This window comes from Veillonella parvula, assembly GCF_047241225.1.
GTDB classification, from domain to species: domain Bacteria; phylum Bacillota; class Negativicutes; order Veillonellales; family Veillonellaceae; genus Veillonella; species Veillonella parvula_O.
In genome coordinates this window covers 433,776-452,432 of record NZ_JBKTIE010000001.1, presented here as the reverse complement: position 1 = coordinate 452,432, position 18,657 = coordinate 433,776, and the positions used below count along the sequence as shown (strand labels likewise).

General features: G+C 36.3%; 12 protein-coding genes. All 12 read right to left on the bottom strand.

Annotated elements, in window-relative coordinates:
- Positions 1–2: 2 nt before the first annotated feature.
- The 12 genes from ACLRYO_RS02085 to ACLRYO_RS02030 all read right to left on the bottom strand — a co-directional run bounded on the left by ACLRYO_RS02085 (position 3) and on the right by ACLRYO_RS02030 (position 18,621).
- Positions 3–401 (bottom strand): YraN family protein, encoded by a 399-nt coding sequence (locus ACLRYO_RS02085; RefSeq protein ID WP_004696986.1) that lies wholly within the window; start codon positions 399–401, stop codon positions 3–5.
- A 293-nt stretch (positions 402–694) separates the two neighbouring features.
- Positions 695–1,492 carry a ribonuclease HII gene (locus ACLRYO_RS02080; protein WP_077708449.1) on the bottom strand — a complete coding sequence of 266 codons (798 nt, stop codon included), beginning with the start codon at positions 1,490–1,492 and terminating at the stop codon, positions 695–697.
- On the bottom strand, positions 1,485–2,390 hold the full coding sequence (ylqF, locus tag ACLRYO_RS02075; protein WP_060919830.1) for a ribosome biogenesis GTPase YlqF: 906 nt from the start codon (positions 2,388–2,390) through the stop codon (positions 1,485–1,487). Before ylqF ends, ACLRYO_RS02080 begins: the two co-directional genes overlap by 8 nt.
- 184 nt (positions 2,391–2,574) lie before the next feature.
- A complete protein-coding gene (rplS, locus tag ACLRYO_RS02070) occupies positions 2,575–2,916 on the bottom strand; it encodes a 50S ribosomal protein L19 (protein ID WP_004695921.1) in 342 nt (113 codons plus the stop codon).
- A 142-nt stretch (positions 2,917–3,058) separates the two neighbouring features.
- Positions 3,059–3,445, bottom strand: a complete 387-nt coding sequence (locus ACLRYO_RS02065) for a MarR family winged helix-turn-helix transcriptional regulator (protein ID WP_077708654.1) — start codon at positions 3,443–3,445, stop codon at positions 3,059–3,061.
- Positions 3,446–3,611: 166 nt separating this feature from the next.
- Positions 3,612–5,663 carry a glycine--tRNA ligase subunit beta gene (gene glyS, locus ACLRYO_RS02060; RefSeq protein WP_077708450.1) on the bottom strand — a complete coding sequence of 684 codons (2,052 nt, stop codon included), beginning with the start codon at positions 5,661–5,663 and terminating at the stop codon, positions 3,612–3,614.
- A 1-nt stretch (position 5,664) separates the two neighbouring features.
- Entirely contained in the window at positions 5,665–6,540 is an 876-nt protein-coding gene (glyQ, locus tag ACLRYO_RS02055) for a glycine--tRNA ligase subunit alpha (RefSeq protein WP_021148183.1), read from the bottom strand.
- Between the two features lie 710 nt (positions 6,541–7,250).
- Complete coding sequence (locus tag ACLRYO_RS02050) at positions 7,251–13,889, bottom strand: hemagglutinin repeat-containing protein (RefSeq protein WP_024062584.1); 6,639 nt, start codon at positions 13,887–13,889, stop codon at positions 7,251–7,253.
- Positions 13,890–13,920: 31 nt separating this feature from the next.
- Positions 13,921–15,786 (bottom strand): ShlB/FhaC/HecB family hemolysin secretion/activation protein, encoded by a 1,866-nt coding sequence (locus ACLRYO_RS02045; RefSeq protein WP_187002446.1) that lies wholly within the window; start codon positions 15,784–15,786, stop codon positions 13,921–13,923.
- A gap of 133 nt (positions 15,787–15,919) precedes the next feature.
- Positions 15,920–17,239 (bottom strand): amidohydrolase, encoded by a 1,320-nt coding sequence (locus tag ACLRYO_RS02040; protein ID WP_120054816.1) that lies wholly within the window; start codon positions 17,237–17,239, stop codon positions 15,920–15,922.
- Between the two features lie 124 nt (positions 17,240–17,363).
- Positions 17,364–17,825, bottom strand: coding sequence for a hypothetical protein (locus tag ACLRYO_RS02035; RefSeq protein WP_038125372.1), 462 nt, complete (start codon positions 17,823–17,825; stop codon positions 17,364–17,366).
- A complete protein-coding gene (locus tag ACLRYO_RS02030; RefSeq protein ID WP_039964965.1) occupies positions 17,818–18,621 on the bottom strand; it encodes a DUF3100 domain-containing protein in 804 nt (267 codons plus the stop codon). Before ACLRYO_RS02030 ends, ACLRYO_RS02035 begins: the two co-directional genes overlap by 8 nt.
- Positions 18,622–18,657: the final 36 nt, after the last annotated feature.

Here is an 18,657-nt window from a genome sequence, read left to right as displayed (position 1 = left end):
CACTAAAAGCACTGTGGTAAATAATGAATAGAACTTTGAAAGTCCTCGTGCAAATACACCTCTATTACATCAAAGGATATTTCCTTCCAACGGCGCTTTTTTTGATTTAAATCATATAGAAACAACATAGCAGCTCGTTTAATATGCTTTTGTTTTTTCTTGGTAACTGCCTCACGTGCTAGTCCATGTTGCATACCTCGGCGAGCTTTAATCTCTATAAAATGATAGACTAAATCACGTTTAGCAATGATGTCTATTTCGCCTAAACGGGTTCGATAATTTGTATCTACTACCGTAAGTCCCATTTTTTCAATATAATTGGTAGCTACTCGTTCCCCCCATTTGCCCAGTTCTTTTGAATCGAGTTCATTAAATGCTTTACCAGTACTAATCGTTTTCATATATACCTCCTAATAAGGTGTATCTGCAACAACAACTCATAGAATTTAATATCTATACTATATTAATCTTTCAACAGGTAATACTTACTTGTAGCGTAAATTATGGAGGTAACAAAAGTAAATACAAAAGAGGTTCCTAATAGTCACATAGGTGACCAATAGGAACCTCTTTACGGATATAAACTATATGCAATTTATAATGATATAACGAATAAAACTAATACGACTATAGGACTTAACTTAATAGTCTAATCATAAAATAAATTTATTATCCATATATAAATAACTAAAATTTAGTCAGGTTTAACCCAACGCACAATAGATTTAATAGGCTCAAAGCTCTTACGATGAAGCGGTGTTACCCCTTGTTGCTCGATAGCTTCTTTATGTAATTCCGTATAGTAACCTTTATGAATACCAAAGCCATAGCCAGGGAACTCATCATCAAGGCTCTTCATATATCGATCTCGCGTAACCTTTGCAATGATGGATGCAGCAGCAATATTAGCGCTTTTGCTATCACCTTTAATGATGGATTCAACGGGAATCCTCAAATCAGGCAATTTCATAGCATCGGCTACTACTGCTTCAGCTGGTACGCTAAGCGTACGAATAGCCTCATACATCGCTTGTCGCGTTGCTTCATAGATATTTAGCTCATCAATCTTTTCTGGACCGTAAGAAATACAGCTAACAGCAACGGCTTCGTCCATGATGATATCATAGAGTGTTTCTCGTTTTTCCTCTGTTAGTTTTTTAGAGTCATTAAGGCCTGGAATTAATGTCATAGGTGGCAAGATAACAGCAGCTACCGTAACAGGCCCCGCAATAGGACCACGCCCCACTTCATCGACACCAGCCACATGATAAATACCTTGATCATAGAACATGCCTTCATAGTCATACATACCCATGAGGCGTTGCTGTTCTTTTAACTCTTTTTCTTGACGCTTAATATAAGAAGCAGCCAATTTCTGTACAGAACTACGAGTATCCTCTTGAGCAAAAGACAAAATCTCTAAGGCTTGTTCAGTTTCAAAGAGAGCTTTAATATCTGCTACTTTTAACTTAGAAAATACATCCTTATCCATTATGACTCTCCTCACCATCTGCAGGGTAGTACGGTTCTTCATCAACTTGATCGAGAGTAATTGTACCTAACTTAGTATTGCGATAGTCTTGCAAGATAATACGGCGAGCCTTGTCAAAATCTACAATGCCACCGCTTACAAGACAACCTCGACGACGTCCAATGCTTTCAAGAATCGTATCAACATCGGTCATCTCTTCTTCTTTTAATTTATAACGCTCTACCAAAATATTTGGCGTGTTCGTCAATAAGTAATTTAATAGTTGTTTTATAACATGCTCTAAATCATAAACATCATCGGAAATGGCACCTGTCATAGCGAGGCGAGCCGCTGCACGTTGGTCCTCTAATTTTGGCCATAATACACCTGGTGTATCAAGCAATTCAAGATTTTTACCGATTTTAACCCACTGTTGACCACGTGTATGACCTGCCTTATTAGCTGTACGCGTTGCAGCAGAACCAGCCAAAGAGTTAATCAATGTAGATTTACCAACATTAGGAATGCCTAAGATGATAGTCCTAACAGAACGACTGCGAATACCTTTCGCTACCCAACGATCAATGATAGGTTTACTTAGACGTTCTACGGTAGATAGTAATTTTTTATTGCCTTTGCCAGATTTAGAATCGATAGCCAATACTGTAATGCCTTGTTTAGTAAAAAATTCAGTCCATTCCTTTGTGGCTTTAGGATCAGCTAAGTCAACTTTATTTAACAGTACAATATGTGGTTTTTGACCAACGAGTTCAAGGATTACAGGATTCGCACTAGAGCGAGGAATACGCGCATCTAATAACTCGATAACAACATCTACCTTCTTGATGTACTCTGTAATCATACGAGTAGCTTTCGCCATATGCCCAGGGAACCAATGTACGATAGGTGAATCTGCCATTTTATATCCTTTCTACATACTTTATATACATCTCATAGAGATACTTAGTATATTTTATATTTATCTTTTTACAGCTCTATATTCCTCTATTATAATTCTTTAATTCATAGAATAATAAAATAGAACTATTTATATCTAATTTTAGCAAAAATAAAAGGCTGCCAACGGCAGCCTTTTATGAACATTAGCGTTTTTCGCGAATACGAGCAGCTTTACCAGTAAGGTTACGTAAGTAGTACAATTTAGCACGACGAACAACACCACGGCGCATAACTTCGATTTTAGCTAAACGTGGGCTGTGAAGTGGGAATGTACGTTCTACACCTACACCGGATGCAATACGACGAACTGTAAAAGTTTCACGTACGCCACCGTTTTGACGTTTAATTACCAAACCTTCGAACACTTGGATACGTTCACGAGTACCTTCCACTACTTTTACGTGTACGCGAACTGTGTCACCAGCGCGGAAAGTAGGGATGTCTGTACGAAGTTGTTCTTGTTCAAGTACGTTAATAATGTTCATTGTTTCCTCCTGTTTGCAGACATTCAATACCTACACCTTATAGGCAGCGGACTGTCTCAAATTAACAGCAATATAGTATCATAAATCACGTACTGTTAGCAAGTATTTTCTATATTATTTTAATAATCCAAATAATTACGTATTATTTACGTATAATTGGTCGTTTTAACTTACCTAATAAGCGGTATAAATTCTCCTGTTCTTCATCCGATAAATCAGAGAACATTACATTAAGAAATTCGTTAAATGTATGTAAAAGAGTTTTGCCTAACCGTTTCCCCTCATCTGTTAAAGTAACTACAGATATACGTTTATCCATATAATCAATATGTTTTGTAACATATCCCAATTCAATGAGAATATCTGTCTGCTCCGACACAGTAGCGGGACGCATATTTAGAGCATCTACTAACTGCTTCTGTGATGCTCCTTGGGAACGCATATATAATTCAATAATAATTCTATCACGAGACTTTTCTTTGCCGCTTGGCACCTTACACAAGGCTTTATATAATTCATCATGATTCATAATCATCTATCTCCTCATACAACTTTGTATATTATAAAGTATTCGTCATAGTCTCTAAAAATCCTGCATAAAATTTGCATATTCTTCGTAAAAGCAAAAAAGAGGTACGCACGGTACCTCTTCTCCTGTATATCATTATAAAAATTTTAACTTTTACTAGAATATGTTATTTTAATGCGCTAATATCGCCAATAATAGCCATTACACTGTATGCTAAACGAACGAGTTGTAAACGGTTAGCTTTAATAGCTTCATCTTTATCCATAACCATTACATCTTCAAAGAATTTGTTAATGGCTGGAACTAAAGTAGCTGGAACTGCCACGACTGCATCATAATCGCCAGCTTCCCAAGCAGCACTACTTGCTTCAGATGCTTTAGAAGCAGCTTCGAACAATTCTTTTTCAGCATCTTCTTTCAATAAATCGCTATTAACACCAGTATATTCCACATCTTTTACAAGATTGTACATACGAGTATAAGCTTGAACAAGTTCAACGTTTTCATCGATGCGGTTAGCTAACAATGCATTTACAAGACCTTCAGCATCAGCAACAGACAATTCGTTGTTAGATAACAATAAGTCAATTACATGATGAGGAACTTCGCGATCAAGGAAGATATTTTTCAAACGAAGTGTGAAGAACTCTTCTACTTGGTCAAGCAATTCGTCTTGTTTTTCAGCTAGTACATTAAGTAATTCCATAGATGCTTTGAAGATTGGACGTAAGCTGATATTCCATTCGCTACCAAGCAAGATATTCAAGATACCAATTGTTTGACGACGCAATGCATATGGATCTTGAGAGCCTGTAGGGATTAAACCACGGCTGAAAGTAGCGACGATGTTATCTACTTTATCGATGATGGACAATACTTTACCGGCCTCAGTTTGAGGCAATACATCACCTGCAAAACGTGGTAAGTATTGTTCAAAAATAGCTTCTGCCACTTCAGGGGATTCACCATCGAGTAAAGCGTATTCCTTACCCATGACACCTTGTAATTCAGTGAATTCTGTAACCATACCGGTTGTAAGGTCGGTTTTAGCGAGCTCTGTAGCGCGTTCTAACACAACAGCTGTATCTTCGTGCAAGCCACATTCTTCACCAAATACACGGCCCAATTTAAGTAAACGTTCAGTTTTATCCGCTAAATTACCAAGACCTTCTTGGAATACAATTTTAGTCAAACCATCTTGACGGTCGATAAGAGGTTTCTTGCGGTCTTCGTTGAAGAAGAATTTAGCATCATCAAGACGGGCGCGCAATACACGTTCATTACCAGCTTGAACTACTTCAATAGAATGATCGGAGCCATTGCGAACGGTTAAGAACATTGGCAACAATTTGCCGTCTTGATCAACTAATGGGAAATAACGTTGATGGTCTTTCATTGGTGTGATGATGGCTGCATCTGGAAGTGTCAAGTAAGACTCTTCAAAGCCACCACACAATGCTGTAGGCCATTCAACAAGATAGTTGATTTCTTCTAACAAATCATCATCCCAAACGATGGATGCATTTTTAGAAGCTGCCATATCATGTAATTGTTTGGAGATCAATTCACGACGTGCGTCTTGATCAACCATAACAAAGTTTTCTTTTAATGTATCTACATAGGATGCTGCATTTTTAATAGTGATTTCATCAGCCCCTAAAAAACGATGACCACGTGTTACATTACCAGATTTTACAGTAGCAAATTCTACAGGAATTACTTCTTCATCAAGTAAAGCTACAAGCCAACGTACAGGACGTACGAACTTAGCATCTAAATTACCCCAATGCATGGATTTAGGGAAGTTAAGACCTGTAATCAATTGAGGTAACATATCTGTGACGATATCTTTTGCAGGAACCCCTGCAGTTTTGGTTTCAGCGTAAATATAGCCGTCTTCTACAACGAGATCAGCTACATCAAGACCTTTACCACGAGCAAAGCCGATAGCTGCTTTTGTGGCATTACCGTCAGCATCATATGCGATAGACGCAGAAGGACCTTTATGACGTTCACTGATTTCAGCAGATGTGTCAGCAAGACCTTTCACGATAAGAGCCAAACGACGTGGTGTGCCGTATGTTGCGATGCTTTCAAAAGAAAGATGGGCATCATTTAATTTTGTTTCAGCCAATTGTTTCAATTGACCTAAGATATTTGGCATAAAGCCGGCAGGAATTTCTTCTGCACCGATTTCAAATAATAAATCTTTTGCCATCTTATTTATCTCCTTTCAAAAGTGGGAAACCTAACTCTTCGCGTTTAGCGAGGTATTGTTGTGCACAAATACGAGCCAATGCACGTACGCGGCCGATGAAAGCAGTACGTTCGCTGATGGAAATAGCGCCACGGGAATCAAGTAAGTTGAATGTGTGGGAACATTTCAATACATAGTCGTAAGCTGGTAATACATAACCAGCTGCACAAACGCGTTTTGCTTCTGCTTCGTACATATCAAACAATTTGAAAAGCATATCTGTATCAGCTAATTCAAAGTTGTATACGGATTGTTCAACTTCGTTAGCATGCCAAACATCACCGTATGTAACATTTTCATTCCATTTAAGGTCATATACGTTTTCTACGCCTTGAATGTACATAGCCAAACGTTCTAAACCGTATGTAATTTCTACGGAAACTGGTTTACAATCAATGGAACCAACTTGTTGGAAATATGTGAACTGAGTTACTTCCATACCGTCGAGCCATACTTCCCAACCAAGACCCCAAGCACCCAATGTTGGAGATTCCCAGTTATCCTCAACGAAACGGATATCGTGATCTTCAGCATGAATACCCAATGCAGCCAAAGATTGTAAGTACAATTCTTGGATGTTATCTGGAGATGGTTTCACGATAACTTGGAATTGATGATGTTGGAACAAACGGTTAGGGTTATCGCCATAACGACCGTCTGCTGGACGACGAGAAGGCTCTACATAACATACAGCCCATGGTTCAGGACCAATAGCATGTAAGAATGTAGCAGGATTCATTGTACCTGCACCTTTTTCTATGTCATATGGATTTTGAACGATACAACCTTGATCGCTCCAGAATTTTTGTAAATTTAAAATAATCTCTTGAAATGTCATTGCTGCCTCCACTTTACACAACCGACATAAAATCAACCATTTCGTTACAAACAAAAAAGTCCCTGTAACGAAAAACGTTACAGGGACGAGTATACCCGCGGTTCCACCCTATTTGGCTTGCGCCCTCTTTTTTCTATGTTGGCCTTTACTAACAGATACCTGCGTTCCTGCCAATGCTCTACAGCGCCTTCAACCAAATGTGAGCTTACACCATCCTCACTCGCTAGAGAGGTTTACTACTCTGCTTCATCGCATATATTATACACAATATTGTAGCAATAGAGAGGGATGAATGTCAAACTATTATCTAAAACTTTTACCCCAAATATATGTTGAAAAATAAATTAATACCTATATCTAGCTAAATATATAACTTGAATAAAATTATATAGAAAATAAGATAGCCATTAAAAATAGCAATATAGTAAAGAAAGTAAATAAATAGTAAATCCATTTATGGTTACTATTTTTAAATATTAGCGAAAACAAGTAGGTACTGAATGATAATAGTAAAAACTCAACTAGATATTTAAATTGTTTATTTATATCATCTAAGAACTTAAAATCCACAAAAAATACAACTAAAAATATTCCTAAACTAATTAATCTATATTTTTCATTTATGTCCTCATTAGATCTTCGAATATATTGAATTACACTATAGGCAAATGCTAAAAACAAGGATATAGTAGCAAAATAATATACTAATTTCATTTATTATTTTCACCTCGTTTTCTAATCTCTTCATCTGTCGGAATATCTTGTCGTAGCTCCATTTTTTTTATATCTCCTGCTATTCCACCGGAAATACTTCCTAAAGTTCCTAAAGAATAAGATGAAACTGCTGTCGCAATTGGTCCATAAGGATATCCTAGTTTGAATCCTTCTGCAGTACCATAAGCACCTCCTATTGCAGAGCCTATTGGAGGAATTAAATTTGTCCCCCAAGCTTTAACTAAATTGGTTCCACTATAGGTATAATAGTCTTGCACAAAATCATTTGTCATGCTTCCTATACTAAAAACCCCCCCCAATCTATTAACTACTCTAAAAGCAGGTTTAGCATTCTCAGTATAATATAAATACCCCTTTAAAGGTTGATTGGTCAACTCAGATGTAGTATTAGTTAAAACCGACTTTTCTAAATCTCTAGTACTTATACTATTAGTAGGTTTACTAACTTCTATAGTATCATTAGGATTATTAGAATTTAAATTATAGTCAAATATTTTGGTTGTACTAGTGTGGTTATTATATAAAATATCTTTATCAACACTTAAAGTTAAATTATTAATAGAATTATTATTGATTCTATCACGTTTCTGTTTTTCATATCCATATAATGCACGCCCTTTTTCTACACCATATTTATCAATATAGTCATTTAGCAAGGAGTCTTCATATGCTTTATTAGAAGAAACAATTCTAGAACTAGCCTCTTGTTTGTACATACTAAATGAATCTTCTAGGCCATTTGATGTAACATATTTATATACTAAATTGTTCATAATATCTTGGAATGAACCCGATCCAATTACTTCTGGTATACTACTTTCCAATTCACCATTTAAAAGTATGGATGTTTCATTATTAGTTTTATAGATTGAATTATGATTGTATTCATACCACATAAGGGTATCATAATAAGCAAGTTTTCTAACCCATTCGTCTAAACTAATTTCTCCATACTTAAAACTTCTATAATCACGTAACAAGTTTAGCTGATCGTCATGGGTCAACCAATTATTATCAACGGCTGAATTTATCAAAGGCACTGCTATTGATTGATCACTAATACTTTTCCCTAAAATTATACTAACTAACTTTTGCATGTCAGGATTATCGATTTTTCTTAGAAGTGGTTGTGTAACTTCATTTATTGCACTAATTTTAAATCCATTAAAAGAATCATATCCAGAAAGCTTCGATATAGTTGCACCAAGCGCACCATGTAAAGCAACTTTATAAATTCCACCATCATCCCATTTTTTAGCCTTGTCCAAGTATTCTTTTGCTAATTTTTCATTATTAGCATTTTCAGCAGATTCAGCTAATATTACATATTTTTTTTGTTCGCTAACAGCAATATCACCAATTAATTTATATCCATGATCAGAAATTTTAGATAAAAGAATTTGTTTTTCTTCTACTGTTTTCTTATCAAAAATCGGTGCTAGTTTATTTAATGCTTGTTCCGTATCATGATTAATCTTTTCTAAAGATTCTTTCTCAGCAATTTCAATGATACCTTCACTGATGGCAGAATGAGTAGTTGATTTAGAATTACCTTTCACAGGAATCCCCATTTTAGGGCTGCCAGTAATACCTATCGGATTATTTTTAGAGCGTTTAGTTGTAGATAAACTATATCCAGAAGTTTTTGCTGAATAGGATGCTTTATTTTGAATATCATTCATTTTTAAAGAATTAGAGGATAATTTATTCTTGGATTTATCAGGACTCCCTTTAATTATACCACCTGTAAGTGTAGTTGCATTATTTACCTGTACATTATATCCACCATCACCTGCGTATATACCAGCCTGATCTGTAACACTTGCATAGTGACTGTCTGTAGTGCCTCTCGAATTATCAAATCCAACTCTTACAGGTCCACTCATTCCATAAGATACAGATATACCTTTATTTTTACTTATTTTATGGTAGTCATTCGTATCTTGTAAACTTTCAATATTCAAATTATGTCCAACTTTTGTGGTCACACTTTCACCGATGACCTTAGAACCAATAATTTCTGTATCATTTCCAGAGACAGTATTGACTTGTTTACCACGAATAACAGTTCCAGTATGCGTCTTAGTTGTCTCTAATGCATTTTCTTTACCTTTATACACATTAGCATCTAAACCAATAACACCATTACCGTGAGGACTAACTGTGGCACCAACAGACCATCCTGAGCTTGTATATGTATCGCGTTGTACTAAAGAGTTCGTTCCTGCATCTATACTTAAGTTATTTGATGCATTTAGATTAACCTTTGGAGCCTCTACAATACTACCTTTAATATGAATATTTCCTTTGTCACTATTATCACTATCTGCAGTAATACTTACATTATTTTTGCTCCCTATAGAACTACCTATATAATTTTCTTGATTAAGTTCGCTATGCTGTTTAAATTTACTTGAACCAATACCTACTTGTATATTGAGTAAACGATCTTTTTTAATTCTATTATTTACATTATTAATCGCTGTTCTTACATCTGGATGCATAGCATTGCTCTCTTCAGGATGTTCTGCCTGATATGCTTTATTAAGTTCATCAGCCTTAGCAAGTATATCTTTTTCTTTTTCTACAAGTTTTTCTATCTTAGCATTTTTATAAGAAGTCCCATCATTATAAGCATGTTTTAAAGTATTTGCAGCCTCAAGATACTCTAATGTTGATAAGTTGCTATTTTTTCTAGAGTTAGCACGCTTACCAAGTTGCTGAACAGCATTCAATTCATTAACAATTTGACCACCAACACTTACAGTAAGACCGGAACGCTTCTCCTCGTGACTTTGCACTACATGTGCAGTATTATGTTTTCCATCAACCGTTACATTTTGAGCAGATAAGTCTATCGGTTTATTACTAAAATAGTTTGTTGTTGTACTGTGAATTGAATTACCAGCACTAACATTTATCTCGTCCTTAGAGGAAGAAATATTGGTAGCAACTTGATTTTTATATCTGCCATCTGTTGTATCAGTCACTTTTTTACTACCAATAGTAAAGCCTATACCAGCGCCCATTAAGCCAGATTTTTTACTATATTGATATACATCATCACGTTGTGTTTCTTCACCTGAATCTGTACGCACGTCATTACCTGCAGATACGGATACATCTTTTGTTCCCAAAATATTAGAACCTGTTACCGAAACATTGCGATTAGCTTTCACATTAATCGTATCTCCACCAATTGTTGAAGATAAAACACCTGTGCGTTCATGATCTGTACGTATGATATTAGTTGTACGAGATAGTAAACTCTTTTCTTTGTATTTTAGACCATATTCATCACGACTATAACTTTGCCCATTTGTAATAGTAACATCATTTCCAGCTTCAACAGATGTGACACCATGTTCACTATTAACAATACCATTGCGGATATTTACATCATTTCCTGCATGTAAATTAACATTACTATCACTTAAAATAGCTGTACCTAATTCAGTACGACGATCTGTGCGATTATAATTCTCACTATTAACAGTCATATCCTTTTTAGCGGATAATGCCTCTGTTGTTAAATTAATATTCTGACCAGCCTCAATCGTTGCTTTAGAATTATCTCCAGTATAAACAATAGCACCTTTAAGGTTAACATCTCGTTTAGCAGATAAAACTAAATCGCCTTTTTCTCCTACACCTATAGTTCCTTGGCGACCAACAATATCGTGATGTTGTAATCTATTTACATGAGCACCTACATTAATATCACGACCAACATTAATATTAACCTGTTTCTCACCATGAATATTACCAGTATTTATTACGTCTTGAGATGCCTTAATAGTCACTTTACGTCCATCTATACGACCTGTATTTTCTACATCATTAGCCCCTAATACAATTGTATCTGCAGTCATAATGCCTTGATTTAGAATATCTGCATTAGTGTTGCTAACAATAGCTTTACCACTTATGATTCCACCCATTGCATCAACAGATTTTGCAGGTTGTTTCGCTAAATATACTTTAGGATATAGAACTTGTTGAGCTTTTCCATCTACTACAACTGTTTTAGTTTCTAACCACACCATATCAGTCGTTATAGCTTTCATTTGTTCTTTAGATAAGGCAATTCCAGGTGTTAATTTAAAAGCTTTACCAAAAGCTACACCAGCCTCTAATAATGCTTTATATTCAGCTTCATTATCTGTATAACCTTCTAAATACTGTTTACCTGTAGCTGATACTATTTGCTCATTAATAAGTTGCTGTTCATAGAATCCATCACCTAAACGTTTGAATCTTCTTTCAGGATTATTTGTCAACGCATCAATCATAAATTGAGAGGATAAAAAATTCTTTCGATTAGTAAAAGCAGGGTCAGTCTCTATCAAAGCATTAGCCGTAATAGCAGGATGAATATCATATAGTGCCTCTGTTGGTAACGATAAACCATCTATGGTTTGACTTGCTTTACCTTTGCCCCCACCCAGACCATATGGATCTAAACTATCATTGACCTTTGCAATAGTAGCTTTGGATACTTTATCTTCAGCGTGCTCTTTTAGAGTACCAATTGGTTTTACATTTTCTTCAGTAATCGACGGTGTCATAAAGACTTCAGGGCCCCAAACACGTATACGTTTACTTCTATAACCATGACGTTTCCTTTTCTTTTCGGTTCTACTCTCTTGAGTAGTTCCAGTAATAAAGGTTTTATCACTAATCATATCTGATATGTTTTGTATAGAGCCCTTTGTTTTAAAAGTTCCTCCTGAAATCACGCTGCTATTATCATTATAAAGTATACCAGTAGTTACTAAATCACCACCACTACTAATGATACCTGGATCATCATTGGTAATCTTTTTGTGAGTTTGTTCGGCTTCACTTCTAATGATTGTAAACTGATTTATTCGGTTCTCATTCTTATTCATTTCCTTATTATAAGCTTCATCTTCAGGCGTTTTAACTGGTTTTACATGCGGTGTACCATAACCACTTGAATCATCAGCATATGGGAACTCAGACTTATCAAATACCTGACCTTCTAATTTATGATTTGGATGAGTAACTTTTATTTTATCTGGATTTTTAGTAATCCCATCTGAAACACGCTTGGTTCCTAACGCAACATTATTATTTTCTACTGTAGGAGTATCAAGTTTAATAGACTTTGTAGCTTTAATAGTCGCCCCTTTATTATGTATACCATCTTTAGCAATAAAGTCCATAGTTCCACCACTATAAATGAGACCTTTACCAGTATTATCTATTGTATTTGAAGTTATATTAACGTGATTACGACCCGCAATTACACCAGACTTATGAGAATCTAGTTCTGCCTTAAGAGCAGTAACTTTCTCTTGTACATCATCATACGCTTTTGTTAAATCATTAATCCGTTGACGATGTGCGTCTAACTCAGGCTTGGTCTTATATTTAGATATATCAGCATTCCATTCAGCATCAAGTTCATTTTTTGCCTTTTCTAGCTCTTTACCAGCTTTATGATAGCGTTCTTCTATTTCACTATTAGTATGATTTGTAACTATATTAGCTTTAATATCTACTGTATCACCATAAATACGTCCACCTTCATGATTATCTATAGATTTAGCATTTATAGTTGTAGTATTTCCAGAGTTGATAAGACCATTATTGTTTACCTTTTCTTGACTATGTACAGTTGTAGAGGAATCACCTTGAACCACACCATTTGAATGAATTGCTATACTTTGTCCATCTAAAATAGTATTGCCATTACTTGTAACGCCACCATCAACTACAATTTGACCATCACTAGTAATACTAGAGGCTTGTGAAGAACTTACTACACCTTTAACATTTACCCCAAGACCAGTATTGGTCCCTTTCAGAGTAATAGAATTTGCATACATACCCCCAATTGCGGATACATCTAAGCCAATATTGTTAGAATTACCAATTTTTTGCGTGTCTAATGTATTAGCATCTATTTTGTTCTTACCCGTGCGAGCTTCGATCGAATTTGCCCAGATTCCAGCATTTACACTCGCTGCTTCTGTTAAAATTTGTAACGAGTTAGCCTCTTTGGCATTAAGACCGTTTCTATTAATAGCAACAATTCCTCGCTCCACCCGATATGAGTTTAGATTTCCTGATAAATCATATTCAGGTTTACCTGTAGTTAATACTGCTCGATCTGTATTGATAAATCCGCCACCATCTACAGTAATACCATTAGGATTTGCTATAACTACTGAAGCTTTATGACCTGCTACCTCAATAAACCCGTTCATATTGGTTGGATTGTGTGAAGTAATCTCATTAACAATGACATTGGCAGAACCACGCATCATATTAGTATTACCAGGAACATATCCACCAAGCTTGGTATTAGACATTTGGTAAGAGTTATTAAGAATTACACCATTTTGTGGTACGTTAAAGTTAGTATAATCATTTCTAGATACTCCACCAGCACTAGGGCCAACGACATTTACTAATGTGACACCGTTAGCAGCTTGTCCGATCATGGCTTGTCTTTCATGTGGCGCATTTCGATCTACCTCTATAGGATTTTCTGCATATACAAACGGTACGACTAAAGGATCAACGATCATTAAACCCATAGTAAGCCATACTGCTATTTTATATTGTAATCGTTTTTGTTTCATATTTACTCTCTCAATTAATACGTATACTATATTAGAACCGCACACCTGCTTGGAAACCTGCTGTTACAGAATCAGTTTTGTAACCACTTGGTTTATATAAAGGAGCCCCAACAAATACATCATAGAATAATCCAGATTTAAATTGTCCTCTCATCCCAAGACTAGTGCCAGCAATAAATTTTCCTGTTAATACCTCCGTACTTGGACCATATACGGCGCCAAAGTCAATATTAGCATAAACACTTGATTTCCATTTAGGGATGTAACTAGCAACCTCATTACGCATATACCAGCCACTTTCAGCCATTAGTGTATTTTCACCATCAAACCCTTGTACTGTATATCGATTACCAAGGCTAATCATATCTCTAGAGAATAAACGTTTATCCCCTAATGTCCATTGTCCATGGAAAGATGACGTAATACTTGCTGGTCTATGTCCCCATATACGTGGAATTTGATAATCCACATCTACTAAAAGTTGTGTAAATCGAGTGCTAGGTGCTCCATTACCATATTCAGGTTGTGAACCAAACCAACCAACCCCTTGTTTAATAGCCACTCTAGAATATAACGTGTTTTGCTTAATATATCTTCGTTCTGATATACCTACTTCTAAAGAAGCTGTATTAGCACGTTGTACAGCAACTTCTACATCATTAATATAATTTTTAGCATTACGCTTACTGATAATAATATCCCAACTACGTTTAGTCGTTCGATCTCGATGAAATACATGATTCCACGAACCTCTTACAGTCTTGGCATGACTAGAACTAATAAATGGAGTAGCCATAGAATTAATCGTTTGATGATATTTCATATCACTATAGGAAATACTAAAGGTATCCTTTCCTCTAGGTATTGAATAAGAAATAGTATGGTTTCGACTACCTTTTCGTTCACCATCTTGAGCAGCATCTCGATTAATACTTAAATTTAATGAATCATTAGCATTAAATACCCTATCAACTCCAATTGCAGCCGTCCACTGTAGTTTACCAGTATCTTTTAGTCCAGAATCATCTATGGATATCATTCCATGAATTGCTGGTTTTTTAGTAGTTTCAAGTACAATATTCGTAGCTAACGGTTTTGTTCCTGGCTCAAGCTCAACAGACACATTTTGAGAGCCAATTCGCTTCATTTGCTCTATACCCTGTTCTATATTTCGAATATTAAGGATATCCCCTTCACGAATAGGAAATGCATTTTGCCATGGCAATGGTTGTGCATACGTTTTATATAAGACAGACTCTACGCGACCGAGTTGTAAATTGAATTGTAGATTACCTGAAGCTAATGATTGGGATGGAATACCAATCCGAGACGTGACGTATCCATGTTCTATAAGTGCAGTATTTAAGTTAGTAGATAATCTATTTACATCTTCAACTGTAAGTTTACGATTTACAAATGGTTTAATTGTTTTACGTAGAAACGTAAACTCGTTAGGCACATTTAATTGTATCTTCTTTTTTTGTGCTTCATAATATAATGGACCTTTAATTAATCGTACACTTGCTGCAGAACTATTATCCACAAATGTTGTCTGATCCATAGTAGTATTTATCATATTACTATATGTTAATTCTGCAGACTGACTAATAGGTTCTTCAACAACACGGATATGAGATACCAAAAAAGATGGCTCTACATGTGCTGGCTGTTGTGCCGGTACTGTATAACCATCTTGTGATGTTAAAGAACCAGATGAAAAATCTATTCCACCTGTTTGTACTGTAATTCGTCCCTCTCCAAGCCGCGCCTCTCTCGCTAGTTGTTGTTCTCTCGCTCTATCTAGTTGTTCTTGAGTATCAATAGGTTTAGCACCCAAAATATGTATTGGTACCATACACACTAAACTTAGACAGAATAATAATTCTCTCTTTTTCATATTTCTCCTTTTGTAATAAAATGTAAACCTGCTTTATATTTTATTATGTTTTTATTTTGATAGTCAATAGAGAGTTTAAACTGTAAAACCACCTACCAAAGATAATCAATTCATCTTTGATAGGTGGTTTATTTTATTCACCCTTAGCAATACGATCTAAGAGTTCAATATAGCTTTGTTTGTTTAATGCTGGTGTAAAGTTATCTAATACGTCTTTAGCACCTACAGCATCATCGTACAGTAAGTCTACGATTGTCATAGCCAATGCTTGTGCTGTTTTGATGTATGCTACATCAGGTACAGAGATTTCATATTCCGCACTGTGTAGTACACCACTTATACAACCAACCCATGGATGGATGACCGGCATCAAGTGAGATACGTCCCCCATGTCTGTACTAGCTGTAATATGTGGGCCTTGGTAAACATTGGCTTCACCAAAGATAGGATTTGAATTTTCTCGCAATAGAGCATTCATACGTTCATCATTACGCATCGGCAAATAACCAGGTAAGTCCTTGATAACACATGTGGCCCCTACTGCATCGCCACCGGCTTTTAATGCTCTGTTCACACGATGGTTACCATCTACAATAGCTTCAATATTAGAGGCACGTACGTAACTTTCAACTTGGACATAATCAGGCACACAATTTACCAATGTGCCACCTTGATTAATGATTGGGTGGAATCTGAAATAATCGCTTTCTTTGAAAGTTTCACGAATGGAGTTAACCCCCATAACCCCCATCAAAGCAGCATTAAGAGCATTGATGCCTTCATGGGGTGCTTGAGCCGCATGAGCTACCTTACCGTGATATTCAATCAGTTTAGATACAAAACCATTAGAGGTACTACCAAGCCCCATTTCACCAGCTGGTGTTTTGGCTGTCTCCACATGCATTTGCATAGCCATATCAATATCGTCGAAAGCTCCTTCATAGATGAGCTGTTGCTTACCACCCATATACTTAAGCTTACCTTGCTCACGCAATTTATTGCGGTAATCAATTTCAATCATTTCCTCTGCTGGGACAGCAAATAATACGACATCCCCAGCGAGTTGATCCATCACAGCTTGTAGGCCCATAGCGACAGCAAACATATTTGTAATTTGTACATTATGACCACAGCAATGAGCGGCGCCTGTTAAATCATCGGCACGAGGATGGCGAGGACAGAGAATGGCATCTAATTCCCCCACCATTGCAACCGTATATTTGCTATCACGGCCTTTCATTCTACCTTTTACACCTGTCAGTGCATGACCAGTAGTATAAGAAATGCCAAGTTCATCAAACATATCTTGAACCTTTTTAGAGGTTTTTACCTCTTTAAAACCCAACTCAGGTTCAGCCATAATAGATTCAGCCAATTCTCGTAAACATGGTTGTGCATTAACAATAGCTTCACATACGCGTTGTTTTACTTCTTCCTTTGTCATACGGCTCATAATATCTCCTTTATAAAATCGACCGTATAAAATACGGTCGATCATGATATATAGATATCTTCTAAAATATAAATCTATATGTATATCTTAACATAGTTTAGACATCTAACATTATGATTTAGTATTAAATTAAACCTTCTAAATGAAGTACTAATTGGGCTAATGCTGTTGCACAGATGAAAGTACCTGCTGTTACAGCTAATGCAACAGGAATAATGCGCCAAGACAATCGACGGAAAGCGCCTAGGTCTTTACCCAAGGATAAACCTGCATACGCAAGTACTGGTGTTGTTGTAGCAAGGAATGTAACTTGGCTAGTTTTAGCTATAATCCATTCTTGGCCAGGCATACCTGGTAATGATGCAATAACACCAACTAAAGATACCCAGAATACCATAGGTAATTTATTAGTATATGGCAAGTTAGAGATTAAAGCACCAATTGTAGCAAGAACTGCCAAGATAGCTACGCCAACTAAACTATCGCTAAATAGATGTTTACCATCCATTACGTTACCTACTGCAGTGATGATAGCAGCGATACAAATAACGATGACAAATTGTGTTAATTTTTCACTTTTACTCATGATTTGCTGCCTCCTCTGCTAAGTCTTGTTCACGGGTACGGCCTGTAAAGAAGTTGTATGTTTTCTCCATAACTGGTAACGAAACAAATAGGCCAAAGTATACGCCTAGAACGGTAGTCAACAAGTTTGCAGCCCCAGCAAGAGCCATAATTTGTTGTTCATAATCTGGATATACTGCAATGATTGGAGCTGTAGCTGCCGCCATCATACTAGCACTACCTACGCCAGCGCCCATAGCTAATGCCAATGGATGAAACCAACCAGATTGTGCCAACATGCCAGCCAATACGGAGGACCACATAGCACCGATAAGAACGCCACAGATGTACATGCCCATAACGCCACGACCCTCAGGAGAGCTAAAGCCAAATTTGTCGATAATAATTGCTACGTTCGGCTCACGGTCTACAGAGTAACAAGCACCTACTGCTTCTCGACGCATACCTACTAACAAAGCTATAGGTAAACCGAATACAATCGTACCAAAGAAATGACCAAACTCTTGTAATAACAATGCCCAGCCAGCACTTGTAAGAATACCAAGATTTGGACCAATACCAAGTCCTACTTTTACCATTAAGATCATAACGGCAATACCGATATAATCGGCAGATTTTTCCATCTGTTTAATCGTAAGAATTTTAAACTTAGGAATAGAAATTAATAAACCTAGAATCAATGTGTACAATAATGGCAACAATACAACAGGACCTAGTTTTTTTATGCCTATAAATTCAGCGACTACAGTTAGTACGAGCGCTAGAAAATGTATTTTGAGATTTCCCAAAAGCTGCATAATGACCTCCTATAAAAACATATAATATAACATTGT

What these genes read in the sequence shown, in the direction of transcription:
- ylqF (WP_060919830.1), bottom strand. Translation starts at nt 2,390, where the DNA reads ATGGCAGATTCACCTATCGTACATTGGTTCCCTGGGCATATGGCGAAA.
- ACLRYO_RS02050 (WP_024062584.1), bottom strand. Translation starts at nt 13,889, where the DNA reads ATGAAACAAAAACGATTACAATATAAAATAGCAGTATGGCTTACTATG.
- ACLRYO_RS02065 (WP_077708654.1), bottom strand. Translation starts at nt 3,445, where the DNA reads ATGAATCATGATGAATTATATAAAGCCTTGTGTAAGGTGCCAAGCGGC.
- ACLRYO_RS02030 (WP_039964965.1), bottom strand. Translation starts at nt 18,621, where the DNA reads ATGCAGCTTTTGGGAAATCTCAAAATACATTTTCTAGCGCTCGTACTA.
- ACLRYO_RS02040 (WP_120054816.1), bottom strand. Translation starts at nt 17,239, where the DNA reads ATGAGCCGTATGACAAAGGAAGAAGTAAAACAACGCGTATGTGAAGCT.
- ACLRYO_RS02035 (WP_038125372.1), bottom strand. Translation starts at nt 17,825, where the DNA reads ATGAGTAAAAGTGAAAAATTAACACAATTTGTCATCGTTATTTGTATC.
- ACLRYO_RS02045 (WP_187002446.1), bottom strand. Translation starts at nt 15,786, where the DNA reads ATGAAAAAGAGAGAATTATTATTCTGTCTAAGTTTAGTGTGTATGGTA.
- ACLRYO_RS02085 (WP_004696986.1), bottom strand. Translation starts at nt 401, where the DNA reads ATGAAAACGATTAGTACTGGTAAAGCATTTAATGAACTCGATTCAAAA.
- rplS (WP_004695921.1), bottom strand. Translation starts at nt 2,916, where the DNA reads ATGAACATTATTAACGTACTTGAACAAGAACAACTTCGTACAGACATC.
- glyS (WP_077708450.1), bottom strand. Translation starts at nt 5,663, where the DNA reads ATGGCAAAAGATTTATTATTTGAAATCGGTGCAGAAGAAATTCCTGCC.
- ACLRYO_RS02080 (WP_077708449.1), bottom strand. Translation starts at nt 1,492, where the DNA reads ATGGATAAGGATGTATTTTCTAAGTTAAAAGTAGCAGATATTAAAGCT.
- glyQ (WP_021148183.1), bottom strand. Translation starts at nt 6,540, where the DNA reads ATGACATTTCAAGAGATTATTTTAAATTTACAAAAATTCTGGAGCGAT.